Source organism: Mesorhizobium sp. DxT (assembly GCF_058448885.1).
The window spans coordinates 67,561-87,570 of record NZ_JBZFLJ010000001.1 but is presented as its reverse complement, the minus strand read 5'-3'; the positions used below and the strand labels follow the sequence as shown (position 1 = coordinate 87,570).

Here is a 20,010-nt window from a genome sequence, read left to right as displayed (position 1 = left end):
GCTAGACGACATGGTGTCGTTCCCGCCAGTCGGGTTTCAGGCCTTGAGCGTCAGGCGGGCTTCTGTTCCGCCACCAGCGTCGGCAGCAGTTCGGCCACGGTGGGATGAATGTGGACGGCGCGCCGAAGCGTTTCCGCCGTCGCGCCGACATGGATGAGATCGAGCACGGCGTGCACGGCCTCGTCGCCGCCGACGCCGAGGATCGCCGCGCCGAGCAGCTTGCCGGTTGCAGCGTCGCTGACGATCTTCATCAGGCCGACGGTCTCGCCCTTCTCCTTGGCGCGGGAGACGCGGGTCATCGGCCGCTTGCCGACGAGAATGGAGTGACCGGCACGGCGTGCCTCGGTCTCGCTCATACCGACGCGGCCGAGGGGCGGGTCCGTGTAGAGCGCGTAGGCGGTCTGTCGGTCGGAGACTTTGCGGCCGGCATTGTCGAGCAGGTTTTCCGCCGCGATTTCGAAGTCGTTGTAGGCGGTGTGGGTGAACGCGCCTTTGCCGTTGCAGTCGCCCAGCGCCCAGATGCCGGACACGCTGGTGCGCAGTTCGTCGTCCACGGTGACGTAGCCGCGCTTGTCGCATTCGACGCCCGCGGCATCGAGGCCCAGATCGTCCGTATTGGGCGTACGACCGACGGCGAGCAGAACGTGGCTGCCAACGACTTCCGGCTCGCCCTGCGTGCAGCTCACGCCCACGACCTTGCTGTCTCCACGCCGCTCGAACGAGATGCAATCGGCGTTGAGACGGATGGTCACGCCCTCATCCACCAACATGTCGTGGATGGCCTGCGCGACATCCTCGTCTTCGCGGGGAAGCAGCCGCGCGCCGCGCTCGACCACGGTGACCTGCGCACCGAAGCGGCGGAACATCTGCGCGAATTCGAGACCAATATAGCCGCCGCCCACGATCACGAGGTGGGCCGGCAATTCATCGAGGTCGAGGATGGTCGAATTGGTGAGGTAGCCGATCTCCTCTGTGCCCGGGTAATCGGGCACAGAGGCGCGCCCGCCGACGTTGAGGAAGATGCGCGGGGCCGCGATCCGGTTGTCCGCAACCGTGAGTTCGTTGGAGGAGGTGAAGCGGGCGTGGCCCTCGATCAAGGTGAGGTTTTCCGTGCCCTGCAGCCATTCGACGAGGCCGTTGCGCGAGGCTTCGACGATAGCGTCCTTGCGCGCCTTCACGGCGTTCATGTCGACGGTGATCTCTCCGACGCCGCGAACGCCGTAGTCGCCGGCGCGACGGGCTATGTGAGCAGCATAGGCGCTCGCGACCATGGCCTTGGTGGGGGTGCAGCCGGTGTTGACGCAGGTGCCGCCGACAAGCTTGCGCTCGACAAGCGCCACCTTCATGCCGGAACCGGCCAGGCGCGCAGCAAGCGAGGGGCCTGCCTGGCCGGCGCCGATGATGATGGCGTCGTAGCTGGTGGTCACCTGAGAATTCCCAAAAGAAGAAGTGCGGCAACGATCGCGACCGCGTCCTCGACAAGTGCTGGGGGCAGGTCGCGCCCGAACAGCGCGGCGAGGCGGGCGCGGGCCGCCGCGCCACCCAGCGTGCCGATCGCCGCGCCGAGGAGGCCGGCGAGCAAGCCACCGATCCATGCGCCGGCCGGCAGGCCGATGGCAGCGCCGCACAGCGCGCCGACTACCAGGCGTGCGCCGAACTGAGGGGGCACTTTGCGGCTGGGCGTCGATGGCAGCTTGTCGCCGACAAGTTCGAGAGCCGCCGCAGCGGTGAGAAGCCAGGGCGTCAGCCAATGGCCAAGCCAGCCGAGCCAGCTACCGCCGAGCGGCAGCACGCCGAGATAGGCGGCCCAGCTCAAAGCCGCCAGCGCCATTACCGTGCGCAGGCCGGTGACGATGCCCGCGAGCAGGGCAAGCAGATAGAGGCTCATGGCGGTGTGCTTTCTTGCTGGTGACGGGCAAGTCTGGCACATCCAGCCACGAGCGCAATGCCGATTGCGATCGGAGGGAACCTTGCCGCAAATCCGCTATGGCCCTTTGCCTTGGCAATCAAAAAGGCAATAGTGCGCGCGCTTCATCAGCAGGAGGAGGGGATTTCGTGAGCACAACAACAGCCACACCCGGCGAAGGCACGCTTGTCGGCCGCGCCCGCGTCGCCGACCGCGCTCATCCGCTGGTCGTGACCGTTCGCGACGGGGAGGTGCACGACATCACAGCGCGGGATGCGCCGACGGTGCGCGACATCTGCGAGATGACCGATCCGGTTGGGTATGTGGCGTCGTGCGTTGGCCGCTCGCTTGGGCCTGTCGCAGAGATCGAAGCCAATAGCCACCAGGCGGCGAGGGACAAGGCCAGGCCGCACCTGCTCTCGCCTGTGGACCTGCAGGCGGTGAAGGCCTCCGGCGTCACCTTTGTCGTGTCGCTGCTCGAGCGCGTGATCGAGGAACAGGCGCGCGGCGATGCGGACAAGGCGGATTCGATCCGCGCCGACATCGCGCAACACATCGGTCACGACCTTTCGAAACTCAAGCCCGGTTCGCCGGAGGCGATGGCGATCAAGCAGCGCCTGATCGAGCGGGGCGCGTGGTCGCAATATCTCGAGGTGGGCATCGGGCCAGATGCCGAAATCTTCACCAAATGCCAGCCGCTCGCGTCGGTCGGTTTCGGCGCCGATGTGGGGCTGCATCCGGTTTCGACCTGGAACAATCCTGAGCCGGAAGTGGCCGTGATCGCCTCCAGCGAGGGCCGCATCGTCGGCGCGACGCTGGGGAACGACGTCAACCTGCGCGACGTGGAAGGGCGTTCGGCGCTGCTGCTCGGCAAGGCCAAGGACAACAACGCTTCGGCGGCGCTGGGTCCGTTCATTCGTCTGTTCGACGACACGTTCTCGCTCGATGACGTGAAGCAGGCGGAGGTGCGGCTTCACGTGCGCGGCGAGGACGGGTTCGAGCTGGCAGGGTCGAGCTCGATGTCGGAGATCAGCCGCGCGCCGGAAGAGCTCGTCGCGGCCGCCATGGGCCGTCATCATCAGTATCCCGACGGCATGGCGCTCTATCTCGGCACCATGTTCGTGCCGTCCAAGGATCGCGGCGAAGCGGGCCGGGGGTTCACGCACCATGCGGGCGATAGCGTCGAGATTTCCTGGCCGAAGCTCGGGACGCTGATCAACCGCGTCCAGCTTTCGACCGAATGCACGCCGTGGACCTATGGCGCCAGCCGGTTCATGCGCGATCTCGCGAGTGCCGGGCTCATCTGAGGCGGGATCGCCGACAGCCGCGCCTCACGATTTCAGCGGGCCAAGCTTCCTGCGCATCGCTTCCCGCGCGGTGAGCGGGCGGATCGGGTTCGCCTGGAACGCCTGCATGTAGTTGTCCTGGGTACGGCGGATATGGGCGCGCAGCACCTGCTTCAGCCGGGCCGTGTCGCCCTTGCGAATGAGCTCGACCATGCGGCGGTGGTCGCCGTAGGAGCGTTCGGGCTCGTTGCGGGCATGCAGCGCGAGCTGGGTACGCAGCGTGGCGACGCGGCCCATGATCATCTGGAAGCCCATGACCAGATAGCGGTTGCGCGCGTTCTCGAAGAACGCCTCGTGATAGCGGCTGTCGAGGCGGCCGTAGAGCGGGATGTCCTGCGCCTTCATCGCCGCCTCCATCTCGTCGGCGAGCGCGGTCAGCTCTGCAGCCAGGGCCTCAGGATTATCGCGGGCTGCGAGCTCTGCCGCGTGGGTCTCCAGAACCGCGCGGTATTCGCAGATCTCCGAGATGTCCTCCAGCGTGGGCGTGAACACGTAGGTGCCTGATTTCGGGACGATCGAAACCAATCCCTCGAGCTGCAGCAGGTTGAGAGCCTCGCGCACCGGCGTGCGGCTAACCTCGAAGGCGGCGGCCAGGTTCTCCTCCGAAAGCGCTTCGCCGAAGCCGAACTTCGCGTTCACGATCGCGTCGCGAATGCTGGCCGCGACGGTGACGGCGAGCGATGATTTCCCCTGTGGAATTGTGAATGCGGCCATACGTTCCCAACATCGTTGCGCGGCGGTGCCGTTGCGATAGTGGCCGGCCGCGTCGTTTCCTGCCCTGTTTTGCGGCACCGAAGCTGCCTTGACCAGAGCAAATTGCATAAATGGATTGCATACTAGTTCTGATATGCTAATACCGCCGCCGTCGGCTGACCAGCCGCAAACGGGAGGGGTGATGTCTTCAACAGCCAGCGAGACCGCGTTCGCATCGTCTTTCGATGGGCGTGTGGCTCTTGTGACCGGCGGTGCTTCGGGCATCGGTCGCGCGATCACCGAAAAGCTGGTGGCGGCCGGCGCGCGCGTTGCCGTGTGGGACGTTCGCGAGGATCGCCTCGCAGAACTGGCCGACCGCCATGACGAGCGTGTGCTGACTCAGGTCGTGGACGTCAGCGACAAGGCTCAGGTCGACGCGGCGGCCGATCTCGTCCAGAGCCAGTGGGGCGGTATCGCCCATCTCGTCAACAATGCCGGCATCATCGGAAAGCGCATGACGCTTGCCGATCTGGACGCGGGGGAGCTCGAACGCGTCCTTTCGGTCAACCTCAAGAGCGTCTTCTACGTCACCTCCGCCTTTGCAGCGCGCGCAGGCAGCTTTGCGGATCGCTCGGTGGTCTCGATGGCGTCGATTGCGGCCCGCACCGGTGGCATGGTCGGCAACATGGCCTATGCCGCGACGAAGGGCGCGATCGTCACGCTGACGCATGCCTTCTCCAAGGAGCTTGCGCCGCATGTGCGCGTCAACGCGCTCGCGCCCGGCATCATCGACACCGAAATCCAGCTTGATTCGCTTGGCGATCCGGCCGCCGTCGCCGCGCTGGCCGATGTCATCCCGCTGCAGCGGCTGGGCGCTCCCGCCGAAGTGGCGGAGGCGGCCGTGTGGCTGCTTTCGCCCGCATCCTCCTACATCAGCGCCAGCGTACTCGACGTGGCTGGCGGCCGCTGATCCAGACATGAGTTTCCGATGCCGACATTGAAAGACCTTCTTGCCGCGGGCAAGCTCATACAGGCGCCGGGCGCATCGGACGTGCTGACGGCACGTCTCGTCGAGCAGGCGGGCTTCCCGGCCGTCTACATGACCGGCTTCGGCGCGACAGCCACCACGCTGGGCATGCCAGACCTTGGCCTCATGACGCAAAGCGAGATGATCGATCACGCGCGGCGCATGGTGCGAGCGACCTCGCTGCCGGTGATTGCCGATGCCGATACGGGCTATGGCGGCGCCAACAACCTGCTGCGTACCGTCGAGGACTATGCGCAGGTGGGTGTCGCCGCGATCCATCTTGAGGACCAGACATTGCCGAAGCGCTGCGGCCAGCTCGCGGGCATCCAGCTCGTTTCCGCCGAAAGCCAGGTTCGCACGCTCAAGGGCGCGGTGAGCGCGCGCGGCAAGTCCGACATGCTGCTGATCGCGCGTACGGACGCGCTGGGCGTCCACGGGATCGAGGAAGCGGTCCACCGCGCCAACCTCTATGCGGAGACGGGCGTCGACCTCGTCTTCGTGGACGGGGTGCGCACGATCGCGCAGGCCGAGGCCATCGCGCGGGGCGTTTCAGGGCGGAAGGTTCTCAGCATCATGGACGGCAACGAGGTCCAGAAGCTGACGGCGAACGACATTCAGGAGATGGGTTTCGACATCGTGTTCTACGCGCTTTCGACCCTGCTTGCCGCCGCCAGGGCGGCGAAAACCATACTCGACACGCTGAAGAACGACGGGACAACGATCGCGGCGGCATCGGGCATGGCGACGTATGACGAGTTCATGGGCATGGTCGGGTACGACCGGTTCCATGACTTCGAAGAGGAGTTCGGCCAGGCCTGATCGGGGGCAGCCGGAGGAAACGAGAGAGGAGTTCGAAATGAAGAATTTTGCAGCCGCCGGCGGCTTTGCGCTTGCCCTGGCCGTGGGGATGACCACCGTGGCCGACGCACAGGAGCGCCTGCGCTGGCGGGTTCATTCCGCCTATGCGCAGGCCATGCCGATTGCCGGCCCGACCGCGTGGAACATCGCCGAGGACGTAGAAACGCTGACCGACGGCAATTTCGACATCCGCGTCTTCGAGCCGGGCGCGATCGTCGCCGGAACGCAGTATTACGACGCGGTTTCCGAAGGGGCCGTCGATGCCGCCTACGGTTCTCCGGGCTTCAACGTCGGCAAGAACTCGGCCTATGCGTTCTTCGCTGCCGTGCCGTTCGGCCCCGGTGCGGGCGAGATGCTCGCCTGGCTCCGCCATGGCGGCGGGCTGGAGCTCGCGCAGGAATTCTACGCGCGTGACAACATCCACATGCTGCCGTGCGGTATCCTGCCTCCGGAAAGCGGTGGCTGGTTCCGCAAGGAAATCAAGACGCTCGAGGACCTGCGCGGCATCAAGATGCGCTTCCTCGGCCTCGGCGCCAAGGTGATGGAGGAATTCGGCGTTTCCACGCAGCTCCTGGCGCCGGGCGAAGTCTATCAGGCGCTGGAGCTTGGCACGCTCGACGGCGCCGAGCAGTCGGTTCCCTCAATCGACCGTGGGCTGGGCTTCTACCAGATCGCCAAGTTCAACTACTTCCCCGGCTGGCACCAGCAGTCCACTGTCCAGGAGCTCCTGATCAACAAGGATAGCTGGGACAAGCTCAGCGACAGCCAGAAGCGCACTGTGGAGCTGACCTGCGAAAGCGCGCTGGTGCAGCAGTTTGCCGATGGCGAGGCTGGCCAGTACGAGATCATGCAGCAGAACGAGGCCGACGGTGTGGCGACCATGGAATGGCCGCAGGAGATGCTCGACGCATTCCGTACCGCGTGGGAGAAGGTGCTGGACGCGGAGACCGGCGCCAACGCCGATTCCGCTCGCGTCTGGGAAAGCCTTGCGGCGTTCCGCGAGAACTACAAGGTCTGGGGCGAGCGCGCCTACCTGAAATAACCGTCGGAGGCGCGCCGGCAGCGGCGCGCCTCTTCTTCCGCGGGCGCGCGATCCGGCATTCGATTGGAGCACATGATGCGTTCTTTCCTCGCCGCATCCGACATTCTGGAGCGGATATGCGCCTTTTTCGGGCGCGTGGGCTCATGGCTCATCATCCCGCTGATCCTGATCATCGTTTACGATGTCGTCACGCGGAAGATTATCTTCATCCAGCAGTTCGTGATGAACAGCTGGCTCTACGATTTCCTGTCTCCGACGAAGCTGCAGGAGATGGAGTGGCATCTGCATGCCGTCATCTTCCTGCTCGCCTACGGGCTGGCCTATCTCAACGGCACGCATGTACGCGTCGACATCTGGCGCGAGCGCCAGTCTGAACGCCGGCGCGGATGGCTGGAGCTGATCGCGCTTCTCGTACTGGCGATCCCCTATTGCGGGGTGCTGATCTATCAATCCTGGTTCTTCGTCGAAAAGGCCTTCCTGCAAGGGGAAGGGTCTCCGGCGATGACAGGACTGCCGAACCGCTGGATCATCAAGTCCTTCGTGCTGATCGGCGCAGCCCTGCTGATGGCGTCGCTGCTGTCGACGCTGATGCGGCTCGCCGTCTATCTGTTCGGTTCTTCTGCGCTGCGCCAGGAAGCGCTGCGGCGTCTCGACATGGTGGGGCATCCGCCGGAAGCCGCAGACGAAGCCAAGCCCGGTGAAGTTTCGTCATGACCGCGATCTACAATCATCTCTACGACTATCTCGGCGGCTACATGTTCGTGGCGCTGGCGCTGTGCGTGTTCACCGGCTTTCCGGTAGGGCTCGTGCTTGGCGGGCTTGCCCTGCTTTTCGCGCTGGGCGGCATCGGCCTCGGAGTGATGCATACGTCCGAGCTTTACCTCTTCGTGGAACGGCTGTGGCAGACGGCGGCCAACAACCAGATCCTGGTGGCCGTTCCCTGCTTCATCTTCATGGGCATCATGCTCGAGCAGAGCCAGGTGGCGAGCAACCTGCTGCGCGTGCTGCAGGTGATGCTGCGCCGGGTGCCCGGCGGGCTGGCCCTTGCCGTAACGCTGCTGGGCACGATCCTTGCGGCGACGACCGGCATTATCGGCGCATCGGTTGTGATGCTGACCATGATGGCGCTGCCGGCGATGATCGCGCAGAAGTACGACGTTCGCCTCGGCACGGGCACGGTCGCGGCCAGCGCCACGCTGGGCATCCTGCTGCCGCCCTCGGTCATGCTGGTCATGATGGCCGACCTGATGGCGATCTCGGTGGGCGACCTGTTTCTGGCGGCCATACTGCCCGGCCTGATGCTGGCTTTCCTCTATTGTGCCTACATCGTCTCCATCGCCGCTTTCAGGCCGGAGAAGGCGCCGCCCGTGGAGCGTGCCGACGACGAGATCGGCGTTGCCAATCTCGTCAGCATGGTGGTGAAGGGCTTCGTGCCGATCGTCTTCCTGATTTCGCTCGTGCTCGGTTCGATCTTTGCCGGCTGGGCGACGCCGACAGAAGCGTCGGGCATCGGCGCGTTCGGGGCCATCCTGCTGGCATGGTTCAACGGCAAGCTGACGCGGGCATCGCTCGACAAGGTGTGCATGCAGACGGCGCTGACCTCGGCGATGATCTTCCTGATCTTCGCGGGCGCGACCGCCTTCTCCTACGTGTTCCGCGCGCTTTACGGCGAGGACCTGATCCTCGATTTCATCGCCTGGATGGGGCTGACACACTGGAGCCTTCTACTGCTGCTCATGGTGGTGATCTTCCTGCTCGGCTTCTTCTTCGACTGGCTGGAGATCACGCTGATCGTGCTGCCCGTCTTCGCGCCGGTGATCGCGAGCTTCGCGCCCGACTTCGCGCCGGCGCTCGGCATCGATCACCTGCCGGTTGCCGACCAGCGTTCCCTGGTGCTGCTCTGGTTCGCGATCCTGGTGTCGGTCAACCTGCAGACGTCGTTCCTGACCCCGCCATTCGGTTTCGCGCTGTTCTTCCTGAAGGGGGCTGCGCCGCGGTCGGTCAAGATCGGCGACATCTATCGCGGGATCATGCCGTTCGTGGGCATCCAGCTTTTCGGCGTGCTGCTACTGGCACTGTTTCCGGCGATCGTCTTCTTCCTGTTGTAAGAGAGGAAGACCTGCCCGGATTCACGGGTGGAAGAAGACGGGCTCCATCGCCGCCCACCATTCGCCGTCGCGACGGGTCTCGAGCGGCTGCTGCAGCGGGTCGCAGATCTTCCACCATTCCTGCATGGCGGGGTTTTCGCGCATGATCGCCGTGTCGCGCTCGAAATCCGTGCCGACATATTCCCAGTAGGCGAAGAGCAGGTTTTCCGGCTCCTTGAGGAAGATCGAGTAGTTGCGGATGTTGGCTGTCGAGATGGCGGCCAGCACGTCGGGCCAGACGGCCGCGTGCAGTTCGCGGTATCGCTCGATCTCGCTGGCCTTCAGGCCGATGCACAAACCCATCCGTTGCATTCTCTCAGTCCTCCTCGCACCGGTCGGGGAGGGGGAGCCGCCTTGACCGACCTGAGCTATTATATTAGTATTCTTACATTCCCTTTGGGTTGCAACCCCGTTTTCAGGCGATTTCCAGGATATGTTGACGGCACCGACAGCGCGCGCACTCCGACTTACCGATGCCGACAACATCGTTGTGGCAATCGAACCCTTCAGCGCCGGCGATACGATCGTGGGCGTCACCGCATCGCAGCGCGTGCCGCGCGGCCACAAGATGGCGGTGGAGGCGATCCCCCGCGATGCAGCGGTGATCAAGTACGGGCAGGTGATCGGTTTCGCCAAGGAGGACATCGCACCGGGAAGCTGGGTGCACGAGCACAATGTCTATCTGCACGCCTTCGACCGCGACTACGCCTTCGGTACTGAAACGAAGCCGACGGCGTTCGTCGCCGCGGACAAGCGGCGCAGCTTCCAGGGCTTCCGCCGCGCGAACGGCAAATACGGCACGCGCAACTATGTGGCGGTGCTGACATCGGTTAACTGTTCGGCGAGTGCCGCGCGCTTCATCGCCGACCAGGTGACGCGCTCCGGCATCCTCGCAGATTATCCAAACATCGATGGCGTGATCTCGCTGGTTCACGGCACCGGCTGCGGGCTCGACACCCACGGCGAGGCGTATGAACTGCTCAAGCGTACGCAGTGGGGGTTCGCGACCAACCCCAACATCGGCGGGGTGCTGATGGTCGGTCTAGGTTGCGAGGCATTCCAGATCCCGCGCTGGATGCAGTCCTACGGTATCAGCGAGGACACGACCTTCCGCACGCTGACGATCCAGGAGGTGGGCGGCACGCGCAAGACCGTGGAAGCGGGCGTGCGCGCGATCGAGGAAATGCTGCCGATCGTCAACGAAGCGACGCGCAGCGAGGCGCCGGCCTCGGAGCTGATGCTCGCGCTACAGTGCGGCGGCTCCGACGGCTATTCCGGCATCACCGCCAATCCGGCGCTGGGCGTGGCGGTCGACCTGCTGGTCGCCGAAGGGGGCACCGCGATCCTTTCGGAGACGCCTGAAATCTATGGCGCCGAGCATCTGCTGATGCACCGGGCCGAAAGTACGCAGGTGGGCGAGAAGCTTGCGGAGCGCATCCGCTGGTGGGAGGACTACACGGCCCGCCACAACATGGAGATGAACAACAACCCGTCGCCGGGCAACAAGGCAGGCGGGCTGACGACCATCCTCGAAAAGTCACTGGGTGCGGCGGCCAAGGGCGGTTCGACCAACCTGAACGGTGTCTTCGACTATGCCGAACCCGTCACGGCCAAGGGGCTGGTGTTCATGGATACGCCCGGCTACGACCCGGTCTCGGCGACGGGGCAGGTGGCCGGCGGTGCGAACGTGCTCTGCTTCACCACGGGGCGCGGCTCGGCCTTCGGCTGCAAGCCGACGCCTTCGCTCAAGCTCGCGTCCAATTCCTACATCTACGAGCAGATGAACGAGGACATGGACATCAATTGCGGCGATGTCCTCGACGGGGTCTCGCTGGCGCAGAAAGGCGAGGAAATCCTGCAGCGGGTGCTGGCCGTGGCATCCGGCGAGCGGACGAAGTCCGAGCAGCTTGGCTACGGCGATAGCGAATTCGTGCCCTGGTCGGTAGGCGCAACCATGTAAGGTCTTGCGGCCGTATCAGGCGGCCGCGTCGAGCTCGTTCCACAGCGCGTCCGGTATCTCGCGCTCGAACCAGTCGATGCTGGTCGTGACATCGTCGACGCTTCTGGCGCCAACCAGCACGGACGTGATCGCTTCATTGCGCATCGGGAACTGGATCGCCGCGGCGCCCAACGGCACGTCGAACCGCGCACAGATTGCGGCGAGACGGTCGACACGCTCCACCATCTCTGCCGGCGCATCGCGGTAGTCGAACTTGCGGTCGGCTGCGTTGCGCGCGGCGAGGATGCCCGAATTGTACACGCCGCCCGCCACGATCGAGACATTGCGAGACCGGGCCTTGGCCAGAAGTTCCTCACCGGACCGGTCGAGCAGGGTGTAGCGCCCGGCAAGAAGGCAGCAGTCGAGGTCGGTCTCGTTCATCGCCTCGTCGATCGCTTGCGTCTCGTTGACCCCGAGGCCGAAGCCCTTGATGAGGCCCGCCTCGCGCAGTTCGACAAGCGCCCGGAAGCCGCCGCCGGTGAGATCCTTCCACGTCCTGTCGTGCCGCTCGCCGTGGGTGACGCGGCCGATGTCGTGCACGAAAAGAAGATCGATGCCGGGCATGCCGAGGCGTTGCTGACTGTCGTCGAAGCTACGCATCAGGCCGTCATAGCTGTAGTCGAAGACCTCGCGGAACCCGAGGCCGTTGTTCCAGCCGGAATCGAACGGGTTCTTCGGCGGCTCCGGCGGCAGTTCGCGGCCGGGGCGGGGCAGAGCCATCAGCCGGCCGACCTTGGTGCTGATGACGGCCTCGTCGACATTGCCGCTTTCCTCGCGCAGGAAGTGTCCGAGGAGATGTTCGGCCCGCCCCAGCCCGTACATGGGAGCGGCGTCGAAATGGCGAATGCCTGCCTGCCAGGCAGCGCGCAGCGCAGCCAGCGCGTCGGTGGCGGCGATCGGCCGGTAGAGCCCGCCGAAAGCGGCGCAGCCCAGTCCCAGCGCCGTCAGCTCCAGGCCTGCCCGCCCGACGGCCCTGCGTTGCGAAACCTTCACCTGCATTCCTCCGGTCGTTTGTCTTTGTCTTCCGCGGCGCCCAGGTCAGGATGCGCGGTCGCCGATCGTTGCGTCGAGATAGGCGAGCGTATTGTCGAGCGACGTCTGGAGATGGGTCTTCAAGGCCCGCATCGACGCGTCCTGATCGCGTTGCGCCAGCGCTTCGAGGATCGCGCGGTGCTGGGCGATCGTCTCCTGGCCCGCGCCGGGGCTCGGCAGGGTCAGCAGGCGGCATCGATCCATCTGCGCCTTGGAGATGTCGACCACCTTCCACAGCATATGCAGGCCGTTGACCTCGGCGATGTAGCGGTGGAAGTCGTCGTCGCGGGCAATCGCCTCGTCGTAGCGCGAGCGCTTCACCGCCGTCTCGTGCGCGTTGACGATGTCCTCGAGGTCCTGAACATGAGACGGCGTTATGCGCTCCGCCGCGCGCCTGATACTCTCCAACTCCAGCGCGATGCGGATGATGTAGGCTTCTTCCACCTGCTCGCGGCGGATGTCGGCGACAAAGGTACCGTGCTGCGCGAAGACCTCGACGAGGCCCTCGTCGCTGACCTTCTTGACCGCCTCGCGGACTGGCGTGCGCGAGATGCCCAGCCGCGTTGCGATCTCGATCTCGTTGATGGGGGCTCCGGGTGCCAGCTTGCCGGTGACGATAGCCTTGCGGACGAGCGAATAGACTTGGTCGCGCAGCGGTATCGCCCTGTTGAGCGCCACGCCGCCGAGGAATGCGGACAGCCGGTCTTCGGTTGGCTGGTCAGGCGATTTCGAAACTATGGTCCCGTCCTCACGACATGTTTTCCGCCACGATGGCGGTAACCGGCCTGCACGAGGCCATCACGTGGCGTTTCAAGGCTTGCATTATACTAGTGTAATATGCAAGAGCAATGCAGGAAAAGCCGATGCGCAGGACAGGCTGGGCAAGGCACACGACACGACGATTCGGGAGGTTCGGGCAATGAACAAGTTGGATCTAGAAGGCCAGGTTGCCGTCATCACAGGGGGCGCTCAGGGACTGGGTTTCGCCTTTGCCAAGCGTATCCTCGCCTCCGGTGCGAAGGTTTGCCTCTGGGACATCGGTGGCGAGCGGCTGGCTGCGGCGAAGGCCGAACTCGGCGCGGGCGTCGAGACGGTGGTTGTCGACATCACCGACGCCGATGCCGTCAATGCTGCGCATCAGCAGACTGAAAAGCAGCTCGGGCCGGTGTCGATCCTCGTCAATTCCGCCGGTATTGCCGGCCCCAATCATACGCTCGACGAGTATCCGCTGGACGAGTGGCGGCGGGTGATCGACATCAACCTCAACGGCACGTTCTACGTGAACCGGGCCGTCGTGCCGTCAATGAAGGCGCAGAACTATGGCCGCATCGTCAATGTGGCTTCCATCGCCGGCAAGGAAGGCAACCCCAATGCCTCGGCGTATTCAGCTTCGAAGGCGGCGGTGATCGGCCTGACGAAATCGCTCGGCAAGGAACTGGCCGGCTTCGACATCGCCGTCAACTGCATCACGCCTGCGGCCGCGCGCACGCCGATCTTCGACCAGATGAAGCAGGAGCATATCGACTACATGCTGTCGAAGATCCCGCGCGCGCGGTTCCTCGAGGTGGACGAGGCCGCGAACATGGTTGCCTGGCTGGTGACGAAGGAAAACAGCTTCACCACCGCCTCGGTTTTCGACCTTTCCGGCGGCCGCGCCACCTACTGATCATTTTATTCGGGAGACCAGTCATGAAGCTTGTTCGTTTTGGCGAGCCCGGTGCGGAGAAGCCGGGCCTGATCGATGCCGATGGCAATATCCGCGATCTTTCCGGCGTGATCGCAGACGTGGCGGGCGAGCATCTGCATCCCGATGCGCTGAAGGCGCTGTCGCAGACCGATCCCAAGAGCCTGCCGCTCGTTGCCGGCAACCCGCGCATCGGACCCTGCGTTGCCGGCGTCGGAAAGTTCATCTGCATCGGCCTCAACTATGCCGATCATGCCGCGGAGTCGGGTATGGCGGTGCCGTCCGAGCCGGTGATCTTCATGAAGGCGACCTCGGCGATCGTCGGTCCCGACGACGACGTGCTGATCCCGCGCGGATCGGAGAAGACCGACTGGGAGGTCGAACTCGGCGTGGTGATCGGCAAGCCCGCGAAATACGTGACGGAAGCCGAGGCGATGGATTACGTCGCCGGCTATTGCGTGGCGCATGACGTTTCCGAGCGTGCGTTCCAGACCGAGCGGCAAGGCCAGTGGACGAAGGGCAAGAGCTGCGACACGTTCGGCCCGATCGGGCCTTGGCTGGTGACGCGCGACGCGGTGGCCGATCCGCAGGACCTCGGCATGTGGCTGAAGGTCAATGGCGAGACGATGCAGGACGGCTCGACGAGGACGATGGTCTACGGCGTCGCGCATCTGGTCTCCTACCTGTCGCAGTTCATGTCGCTGCTTCCCGGCGACATCATCTCGACCGGCACACCGCCCGGCGTCGGCATGGGCATGAAGCCGCCGCGCTATCTCAAGGACGGCGATGTCGTCGAACTCGGCATCGAGGGCCTCGGAACCCAGAAGCAGACATTCCGCGCGGACGCGTAGGGGATCCAGATGGCCGCCGCTCCCGTTATCGATGCCCATCATCATTTCTGGCAGGTCGGGCGCGGCGACTATCATTGGATGTCGCCCGAGATGGGCGAGCCACTCTACCGCGACTATATGCCCGACGACCTTGCGCCGCTGCTGCGCAAGGCCGGCGTAGACGCGACGGTTGTGGTGCAGGCCGCGCAGACCGAGGCGGAGACCGCGTTCCTGCTCGAGCTGGCGGAGCGAACGCCGTTCGTCGCCGGCGTCGTCGGCTGGCTCGACATGGAGGATGGTGGCTTCGGGACGAAGCTCGACGCACTTGCGCGGCAGCCCAAATTCGTCGCCCTGCGGCCGATGCTGCAAGACCTTGACGACGATGCCTACATCCTGCGACCCGCAGTGCTCGCTAATCTGAAGCTGCTGGCGGAACGTGGCATCGCGTTCGATATACTCGTTCATCCCCGGCATCTGCCGCATGTCGCTCGCGCGCTGGAAGCGGTGCCGGGGCTGAAGGCTGTCATCGACCATATCGCGAAGCCGGATATCGCATCCGGCGCGTTCGGCGGCTGGGCCGAGGATATGGCCGCCGTAGCTGCATTTCCAAATGTGCTTTGCAAGCTTTCGGGAATGATTACAGAGGCCGATCACCGGGCCTGGAAGCCGGCAGACCTCAAGCCCTATGTCGATCGTGTCGCCGGACTGTTCGGCTCCGAACGGCTGATGTTCGGCAGCGACTGGCCGGTTTGCCTTCAGGCGGGGAGTTATGCCGAGGCACTGCAGGCGCTGCGCGCGATCCTCGACGGTCGACTGAGCGAAGCCGAACGGGGCGCGGTCTACGGCCTGAATGCCGTACGCTTCTACGGTCTTTCAATCTAAGGCGGGAAGAAAGCCCGGGCGCTTGCTTGCGCAGGGTATTATATTAGTGTAATAGAACAATGCGCATCCGATACCGGAACGAAGGGCAGGGGCGCGCGATCGGGAGGAAGGGTATGTCGGCTGCGGCAACGGCCCTCCGCATGCGGGGGATCAGCAAGACTTTTCCGGGCGTCAAGGCGCTTTCGAACGTCACCCTGACGGTCGAGTTCGGCCGCGTCCATGCGATCGTCGGCGAAAACGGCGCCGGCAAGTCGACGCTGATGAAGGTGTTGAGCGGTACCTACCTGCCCACGACCGGCACGACGGAGATTGCCGGGGTCGAAGTGCGCATGCGCAAGCCCGCCGATGCCCAGAAACTCGGCGTCCGCATGGTTCATCAGGAACTCAATCTTGTTCCCGACCTCACGGTTGCCGAAAACGTCTATCTCGGCCGCATGCCACGAAAGTGGGGCCTTGCCGACAAGGCGGCCATGGTGCGCGACACCGAAGTCATCCTCAACGAACTTGGCGCGGCCATCGACCCGAAGGCGCGCCTCGGCGACCTGTCGATCAGCCAGCAGCAGCTTGTCGAGATCGCCAAGGCCTATGCCGCCAAGCCGCGCATCATCGTTCTCGACGAGCCGACCTCGAGCCTGAGCGAGCACGAGACGGCGGCACTGTTCCGCATCCTACGCAAGATGAAGCAGGAAGGCATTGCCATCATCTACATCAGCCATCGCCTCAAGGAGGTGCTGGAGATCGCCGACGACGTGACGATCCTGCGCGACGGCAGCATGATCGACACGCGGCCTGCCGACGGGATCACGGCTGCGGAGATGATCCGGCTGATGGTCGGGCGCGAAGTCACCAACGTCTTCCCGAAGACGCCGTCGGACATTGGCTCGCCGGTGCTGAAGGTGATCGGCCTCGGCGACGGCTACAATTTTCGCGATGTGAGCTTCGAGGTGCGGTCGGGCGAAATCCTCGGGCTTACCGGGCTTGTCGGGGCAGGGCGCACGGAGCTGGCAAGGGCCATCTTCGGCCTGGCACGCGCCACCGAGGGCCGGATCGAGATCGGCGGCAAGGCTGTGACAATCAAGTCGCCGGCGGCTGCCATGCGCGCGGGCATCGCCTATGTGCCGGAAGACCGCAAGGACGACGGTATCGTCCCCTCGCTCAGCGTGCGCGAGAACATCAGCCTGCCGGTGCTGCGCAAGCTGTCCCGCTTCGGCCGCGTGAGCATGAGCGCCGACCGTAAGCTGGCCGACCGATACACGAAGGAATTCTCCATCGTGCCGCCGGACCCGGAACGGCGCATCAGCCTTCTTTCGGGCGGCAACCAGCAGAAGGCCGTCATTTCCAAATGGCTGTCTGCCAGCCCTTCGGTGCTCATCCTCGATGAGCCGACGCGCGGCGTCGACGTGGGCGCGAAAGCCGAAATCCACCGCATCATCGGCGAACTCGTCGCCGGCGGCATGGCGGTGGTGATGATTTCGTCGGAACTGCCCGAGGTTCTCGGCGTGTGCGACCGCGTCGTGGTGATGCGGGACGGCCATGCTGCCGCACCCGTCGAGCGCGCGGCCCTGAGCGAGGAGAGGATCATGGCGCTTGCCACCGGGGAGGAGGCAGCGTGACGGACGTCCCGATACAGATGCAGCAAGACACAACGAACGAACGTTTTCGGGGCGGAAGCCCTCTGGTCGATCTCCTGTCCCGTGGCGGGCTTGCGATCGCGATCCTGGCGGTGCTGATCTACGGCTCGCTGGCCAGCCCGGTCTTCTTCACGGCAGGCAATTTCGTCAATGTACTGACCTCCATGGCGATCGTCGGCATCGTCGTCGTGGGCATGACCTTCGTGCTTGTGGTGGGCGGGCTTGCCGATCTGTCGGTGCCGGCGACGATCGCGTGCGGGGCCATCCTGTCGCTTGCCCTGCAACCCGTCATCGGCCCGGTGCCGGCCTTCGCGGCGGCGATCGCGCTGGCCGGTTTCTGTGGGCTGATGAGTGGTCTGCTGATCGGCTATATCGGCATCAATCCGATCATCGCGACGCTCGGCGTGGGCACGATCGTTCTCGGCATCGTGCAGGCAGCGGTGGGTGGCGTTATCGTCTATGGCACGAACCCGGACACGGCCGCGCTGGTGAAAAGCCGCGTGTTCGGCATACCCGCAATCGTTCTGATCTTCCTTGCCGTGGCGATTGTCGGCCATTTCGTGCTGTCGCGCTCCTATTGGGGGCGGTGGACGGTGGCCACGGGCGGCAATTACAGCGCCGCCGAGGCGAGCGCGGTGCCGGTGCGCGCGGTCAAGGCTGGCGCATTCGTGATTACCGCGCTGTGCTCGGGCCTGAGCGGCGCGCTGCTGGGGCTGACCCTTCAAAGCGCGAGGCCGCTGGTGGGCACTGGCTACGAGTTCAGCGCCATCACGGCCGTCGTCGTCGGTGGTATCTCGATCATGGGCGGATTCGGCTCGGTGCCGCGCGCGATTGCCGGGCTGGTGTTCGTGCAGCTGCTGACCAATGTGATGGTGCTGCAGGGCGTGCGCACGCCGGTGCAGGGCTTTGTGCTCGGATTGCTGATCGCCGGCGCGGTCGCGCTGGATGTCGCCCTTCGCAGGCGGGGAGGGGCTTGATGACTCCGATCGCACGGCTCGTCCGCTACCGCGTCGCCGTCATTCTTGGGCTGACGCTGCTGGTCGCCTCGCTCACGGTTCCCGGATTCCTGAGCGTCACGACGCTGAGCCTGGGGCTCGACCGCAGCGCCGCCATCGGCATCATCGCGATCGGCATGACGGTGTTGCTCATCGCCCGCCAGATCGACCTTTCGGTGGGCTCGACCTTCGCGCTGGCGGGCATCACCGCCGTGATGCTCCAGCCTGCCATCGGCATCTGGCCCGCAGCACTTGCCGGGGTGCTTGCGGGTGCGGCCGCTGGCGCCTTCAACGGGCTGCTCTCGGTCGTCTTCAAGGTCAACGCGCTGGTCGCAACGCTTGCAACGATGCTGATCTTTCGTTCGGTTGCTCACTGGCTGACCGACAGCCAGCCGGTTCCGGGCACGGACATCATGCTGTCGCTGGCGCTGTCGAAGATCTATCTCGAGATATTCACGCTGCGCAGCGCGCTGTTCGTCGGCGCGATCCTGGTGCTGCATTTCTGGCTGACGCGCACCGTGGCGGGGCGCAACCTGTTCGCGGTGGGGTCGAACGCCGACGCGGCCGAGGCAAGCGGCATTGCGCCCGGCCGGACCGTGTTCCTCGCCTTCGTCTTTGCCGGAACGCTGGCGGGTGTGGCCGGCGTTCTCCAGAGCCTGACCACGAATACCGGCTCGCCGGTGTTCGGCGCAGAACTGATCGTAACGGTGATCGCGGCGGTGGTGGTCGGCGGCACGCGGATCGAGGGCGGGCGTGGCTCGGCGCTCGGCACGCTGGGTGGCGTGCTGACGATCGCGGCGCTGACAACGGCGATGGAGTTCCAGTCGGTGCCCGCCTACATCCAGCAGGTCGTCGCCGGCCTCATCCTCATTCTGCTTGTCGTTCTCGACCGTACGGTGCGGCCTGGCCCGCGCACACATGCGGCGGCAGGCGCATCGGGCTGAAAATCTTGAGATTTTAAGGAGGAAACCATGACCAAGACGAAAACCGGAATGATTGTCAGCGCGCTGGCGCTGCTTGCCTCAGTGGGTGTGGCGGAAGCCAAGACCGTTTGCTACGTCACCGCTGCCGACGCGCATGCCTATGCGACGCCGGCCAACGAGGCACTGGAGGCGCGCGCCAAGGAACTCGGCATCGAGGTGATCACGCTGAGCCAGAACTTCGACGTGCAGACCGGCACCGAACAGCTCAACACCTGCATCGCGCGCAACGCCGACGGCATCATCCTGTGGCCGCTTGACCCGCAGGCCTACATTCCCGGCCTCGCGCGGGCGCAGCAGGCGGAAATCCCGTCGATCCTCATCAATTCGCCGATGGACGAGCAGGCCAACCAGTTCATCAAGTCCTTCACCGGACCTGACGTCTACGAGGAAGGCGAGATGGCCGCGGATTCGCTCAATGACGCGCTGGGCGGCGAAGGCTCCGTCGTCGTGATCGCCGGGCAGGCCGGCAATGGCACGACCATCGGCCGCGTCGGCGGCTTCGTGGATCGCCTTGCCGAGATCGGCAGCAAGCTCGAGGTGCTCGACACGGTGAATGCCGATTTCGACCAGCAGAAGGCGCTCGTCGTCAGCCGCGACCTCATCACCCGCTTCGGCGACGGCATCGACGGCGTCTATGCCAACGACGACACGATGGCGCGCGGCTTCATCGACGCGTGGAAGGAAGCCAAGCCCGGCGAGCCGACGCCGCCGATCGTCGGCATCAACGGCCAGAAGGACGCGTTCGAGTCGATCAAGTCGGGTGAGATGTATTCGACGATCGTCCAGTCGCCGGTGGAAGACGGCAAGCTCGCCATCGAGACCATGGCCGAGATCCTCGACGGCAAGGAAGTCGGCGCCCGTCTGCCGATCCCGCTCACGGTCGTGACGAAGGCGAATGTCGACAGCGTCGAACCGGCGTTCTGATCCAAGCGGCACCTTCCGACATGCAGAGGGC

The 20,010-nt window shown here is 64.9% G+C and carries 20 protein-coding genes; 14 read left to right on the top strand and 6 right to left on the bottom strand.

The window, feature by feature from the left end; genetic code table 11:
- Nucleotides 1–50: 50 nt before the first annotated feature.
- Nucleotides 51–1,427, bottom strand: coding sequence for an FAD-containing oxidoreductase (locus ACVJNE_RS00360; RefSeq protein ID WP_499561986.1), 1,377 nt, complete (start codon nt 1,425–1,427; stop codon nt 51–53).
- Nucleotides 1,424–1,888, bottom strand: a complete 465-nt coding sequence (locus tag ACVJNE_RS00355; protein WP_499561984.1) for a DUF4126 domain-containing protein — start codon at nt 1,886–1,888, stop codon at nt 1,424–1,426. The genes ACVJNE_RS00360 and ACVJNE_RS00355 overlap by 4 nt, the downstream gene beginning before the upstream one ends.
- 167 nt (nt 1,889–2,055) lie before the next feature.
- Between ACVJNE_RS00355 and ACVJNE_RS00350 the strand changes: the two genes are divergently transcribed.
- Complete coding sequence (locus ACVJNE_RS00350) at nt 2,056–3,213, top strand: fumarylacetoacetate hydrolase family protein (RefSeq protein WP_499561982.1); 1,158 nt, start codon at nt 2,056–2,058, stop codon at nt 3,211–3,213.
- A 24-nt stretch (nt 3,214–3,237) separates the two neighbouring features.
- Here ACVJNE_RS00350 and ACVJNE_RS00345 read toward each other — a convergent pair whose 3' ends face one another.
- Nucleotides 3,238–3,966: a GntR family transcriptional regulator gene (locus ACVJNE_RS00345; RefSeq protein WP_499561980.1), complete on the bottom strand. Its 729-nt coding sequence runs from the start codon at nt 3,964–3,966 to the stop codon at nt 3,238–3,240.
- Between the two features lie 181 nt (nt 3,967–4,147).
- Between ACVJNE_RS00345 and ACVJNE_RS00340 the strand changes: the two genes are divergently transcribed.
- The 5 genes from ACVJNE_RS00340 (at nt 4,148) to ACVJNE_RS00320 (ending at nt 8,980) form a co-directional block, all read left to right on the top strand.
- Nucleotides 4,148–4,915, top strand: coding sequence for an SDR family NAD(P)-dependent oxidoreductase (locus ACVJNE_RS00340; protein ID WP_499561978.1), 768 nt, complete (start codon nt 4,148–4,150; stop codon nt 4,913–4,915).
- 18 nt (nt 4,916–4,933) lie between these two features.
- Entirely contained in the window at nt 4,934–5,791 is an 858-nt protein-coding gene (locus ACVJNE_RS00335) for an isocitrate lyase/PEP mutase family protein (RefSeq protein WP_499561976.1), read from the top strand.
- 37 nt (nt 5,792–5,828) lie between these two features.
- The gene (locus ACVJNE_RS00330) at nt 5,829–6,872 is read left to right on the top strand and encodes a TRAP transporter substrate-binding protein (protein WP_499561974.1); all 1,044 of its coding nucleotides are present in this window, start codon (nt 5,829–5,831) and stop codon (nt 6,870–6,872) included.
- Between the two features lie 72 nt (nt 6,873–6,944).
- The gene (locus ACVJNE_RS00325) at nt 6,945–7,586 is read left to right on the top strand and encodes a TRAP transporter small permease subunit (RefSeq protein ID WP_499561972.1); all 642 of its coding nucleotides are present in this window, start codon (nt 6,945–6,947) and stop codon (nt 7,584–7,586) included.
- Nucleotides 7,583–8,980 carry a TRAP transporter large permease gene (locus ACVJNE_RS00320; RefSeq protein WP_499561969.1) on the top strand — a complete coding sequence of 466 codons (1,398 nt, stop codon included), beginning with the start codon at nt 7,583–7,585 and terminating at the stop codon, nt 8,978–8,980. Before ACVJNE_RS00325 ends, ACVJNE_RS00320 begins: the two co-directional genes overlap by 4 nt.
- A 21-nt stretch (nt 8,981–9,001) precedes the next feature.
- Here the strand turns inward: ACVJNE_RS00320 and ACVJNE_RS00315 are convergent, their stop codons facing one another.
- A complete protein-coding gene (locus ACVJNE_RS00315; RefSeq protein ID WP_499561966.1) occupies nt 9,002–9,331 on the bottom strand; it encodes an L-rhamnose mutarotase in 330 nt (109 codons plus the stop codon).
- 121 nt (nt 9,332–9,452) lie between these two features.
- Between ACVJNE_RS00315 and ACVJNE_RS00310 the strand changes: the two genes are divergently transcribed.
- Nucleotides 9,453–10,979: a UxaA family hydrolase gene (locus tag ACVJNE_RS00310; RefSeq protein WP_499561964.1), complete on the top strand. Its 1,527-nt coding sequence runs from the start codon at nt 9,453–9,455 to the stop codon at nt 10,977–10,979.
- Nucleotides 10,980–10,994: 15 nt separating this feature from the next.
- Here the strand turns inward: ACVJNE_RS00310 and ACVJNE_RS00305 are convergent, their stop codons facing one another.
- The gene (locus tag ACVJNE_RS00305; protein WP_499561962.1) at nt 10,995–12,017 is read right to left on the bottom strand and encodes an aldo/keto reductase; all 1,023 of its coding nucleotides are present in this window, start codon (nt 12,015–12,017) and stop codon (nt 10,995–10,997) included.
- A 39-nt stretch (nt 12,018–12,056) separates the two neighbouring features.
- Nucleotides 12,057–12,728 (bottom strand): GntR family transcriptional regulator, encoded by a 672-nt coding sequence (locus ACVJNE_RS00300; protein WP_499561961.1) that lies wholly within the window; start codon nt 12,726–12,728, stop codon nt 12,057–12,059.
- Nucleotides 12,729–12,969: 241 nt separating this feature from the next.
- Here ACVJNE_RS00300 and ACVJNE_RS00295 point away from each other — a divergent pair, with 241 nt between their 5' ends.
- From ACVJNE_RS00295 to ACVJNE_RS00265, 7 genes are all read left to right on the top strand, one after another.
- A complete protein-coding gene (locus ACVJNE_RS00295) occupies nt 12,970–13,716 on the top strand; it encodes an SDR family NAD(P)-dependent oxidoreductase (RefSeq protein ID WP_499561959.1) in 747 nt (248 codons plus the stop codon).
- Nucleotides 13,717–13,739: 23 nt separating this feature from the next.
- Nucleotides 13,740–14,585 (top strand): fumarylacetoacetate hydrolase family protein, encoded by an 846-nt coding sequence (locus tag ACVJNE_RS00290; protein WP_499561957.1) that lies wholly within the window; start codon nt 13,740–13,742, stop codon nt 14,583–14,585.
- A 9-nt stretch (nt 14,586–14,594) separates the two neighbouring features.
- Nucleotides 14,595–15,446 carry an amidohydrolase family protein gene (locus ACVJNE_RS00285; protein WP_499561955.1) on the top strand — a complete coding sequence of 284 codons (852 nt, stop codon included), beginning with the start codon at nt 14,595–14,597 and terminating at the stop codon, nt 15,444–15,446.
- A gap of 113 nt (nt 15,447–15,559) precedes the next feature.
- Entirely contained in the window at nt 15,560–17,059 is a 1,500-nt protein-coding gene (locus tag ACVJNE_RS00280; RefSeq protein ID WP_499561953.1) for a sugar ABC transporter ATP-binding protein, read from the top strand.
- Nucleotides 17,056–18,054, top strand: coding sequence for an ABC transporter permease (locus ACVJNE_RS00275; protein WP_368804281.1), 999 nt, complete (start codon nt 17,056–17,058; stop codon nt 18,052–18,054). The genes ACVJNE_RS00280 and ACVJNE_RS00275 overlap by 4 nt, the downstream gene beginning before the upstream one ends.
- A complete protein-coding gene (locus ACVJNE_RS00270) occupies nt 18,054–19,016 on the top strand; it encodes an ABC transporter permease (RefSeq protein ID WP_499561951.1) in 963 nt (320 codons plus the stop codon). The genes ACVJNE_RS00275 and ACVJNE_RS00270 overlap by 1 nt, the downstream gene beginning before the upstream one ends.
- Before the next feature lie 27 nt (nt 19,017–19,043).
- Nucleotides 19,044–19,979 (top strand): sugar ABC transporter substrate-binding protein, encoded by a 936-nt coding sequence (locus ACVJNE_RS00265; RefSeq protein WP_499561949.1) that lies wholly within the window; start codon nt 19,044–19,046, stop codon nt 19,977–19,979.
- The last annotated feature ends 31 nt before the right edge of the window (nt 19,980–20,010 follow it).

Bases quoted from the DNA above. Each gene is read 5' to 3' on its own strand.
- ACVJNE_RS00355 (WP_499561984.1), bottom strand. From the start codon at position 1,888: ATGAGCCTCTATCTGCTTGCCCTGCTCGCGGGCATCGTCACCGGCCTG.
- ACVJNE_RS00345 (WP_499561980.1), bottom strand. From the start codon at position 3,966: ATGGCCGCATTCACAATTCCACAGGGGAAATCATCGCTCGCCGTCACC.
- ACVJNE_RS00340 (WP_499561978.1), top strand. From the start codon at position 4,148: ATGTCTTCAACAGCCAGCGAGACCGCGTTCGCATCGTCTTTCGATGGG.
- ACVJNE_RS00335 (WP_499561976.1), top strand. From the start codon at position 4,934: ATGCCGACATTGAAAGACCTTCTTGCCGCGGGCAAGCTCATACAGGCG.
- ACVJNE_RS00330 (WP_499561974.1), top strand. From the start codon at position 5,829: ATGAAGAATTTTGCAGCCGCCGGCGGCTTTGCGCTTGCCCTGGCCGTG.
- ACVJNE_RS00325 (WP_499561972.1), top strand. From the start codon at position 6,945: ATGATGCGTTCTTTCCTCGCCGCATCCGACATTCTGGAGCGGATATGC.
- ACVJNE_RS00320 (WP_499561969.1), top strand. From the start codon at position 7,583: ATGACCGCGATCTACAATCATCTCTACGACTATCTCGGCGGCTACATG.
- ACVJNE_RS00315 (WP_499561966.1), bottom strand. From the start codon at position 9,331: ATGCAACGGATGGGTTTGTGCATCGGCCTGAAGGCCAGCGAGATCGAG.
- ACVJNE_RS00310 (WP_499561964.1), top strand. From the start codon at position 9,453: ATGTTGACGGCACCGACAGCGCGCGCACTCCGACTTACCGATGCCGAC.
- ACVJNE_RS00305 (WP_499561962.1), bottom strand. From the start codon at position 12,017: ATGCAGGTGAAGGTTTCGCAACGCAGGGCCGTCGGGCGGGCAGGCCTG.
- ACVJNE_RS00295 (WP_499561959.1), top strand. From the start codon at position 12,970: ATGAACAAGTTGGATCTAGAAGGCCAGGTTGCCGTCATCACAGGGGGC.
- ACVJNE_RS00290 (WP_499561957.1), top strand. From the start codon at position 13,740: ATGAAGCTTGTTCGTTTTGGCGAGCCCGGTGCGGAGAAGCCGGGCCTG.
- ACVJNE_RS00285 (WP_499561955.1), top strand. From the start codon at position 14,595: ATGGCCGCCGCTCCCGTTATCGATGCCCATCATCATTTCTGGCAGGTC.
- ACVJNE_RS00280 (WP_499561953.1), top strand. From the start codon at position 15,560: ATGTCGGCTGCGGCAACGGCCCTCCGCATGCGGGGGATCAGCAAGACT.
- ACVJNE_RS00270 (WP_499561951.1), top strand. From the start codon at position 18,054: ATGACTCCGATCGCACGGCTCGTCCGCTACCGCGTCGCCGTCATTCTT.
- ACVJNE_RS00265 (WP_499561949.1), top strand. From the start codon at position 19,044: ATGACCAAGACGAAAACCGGAATGATTGTCAGCGCGCTGGCGCTGCTT.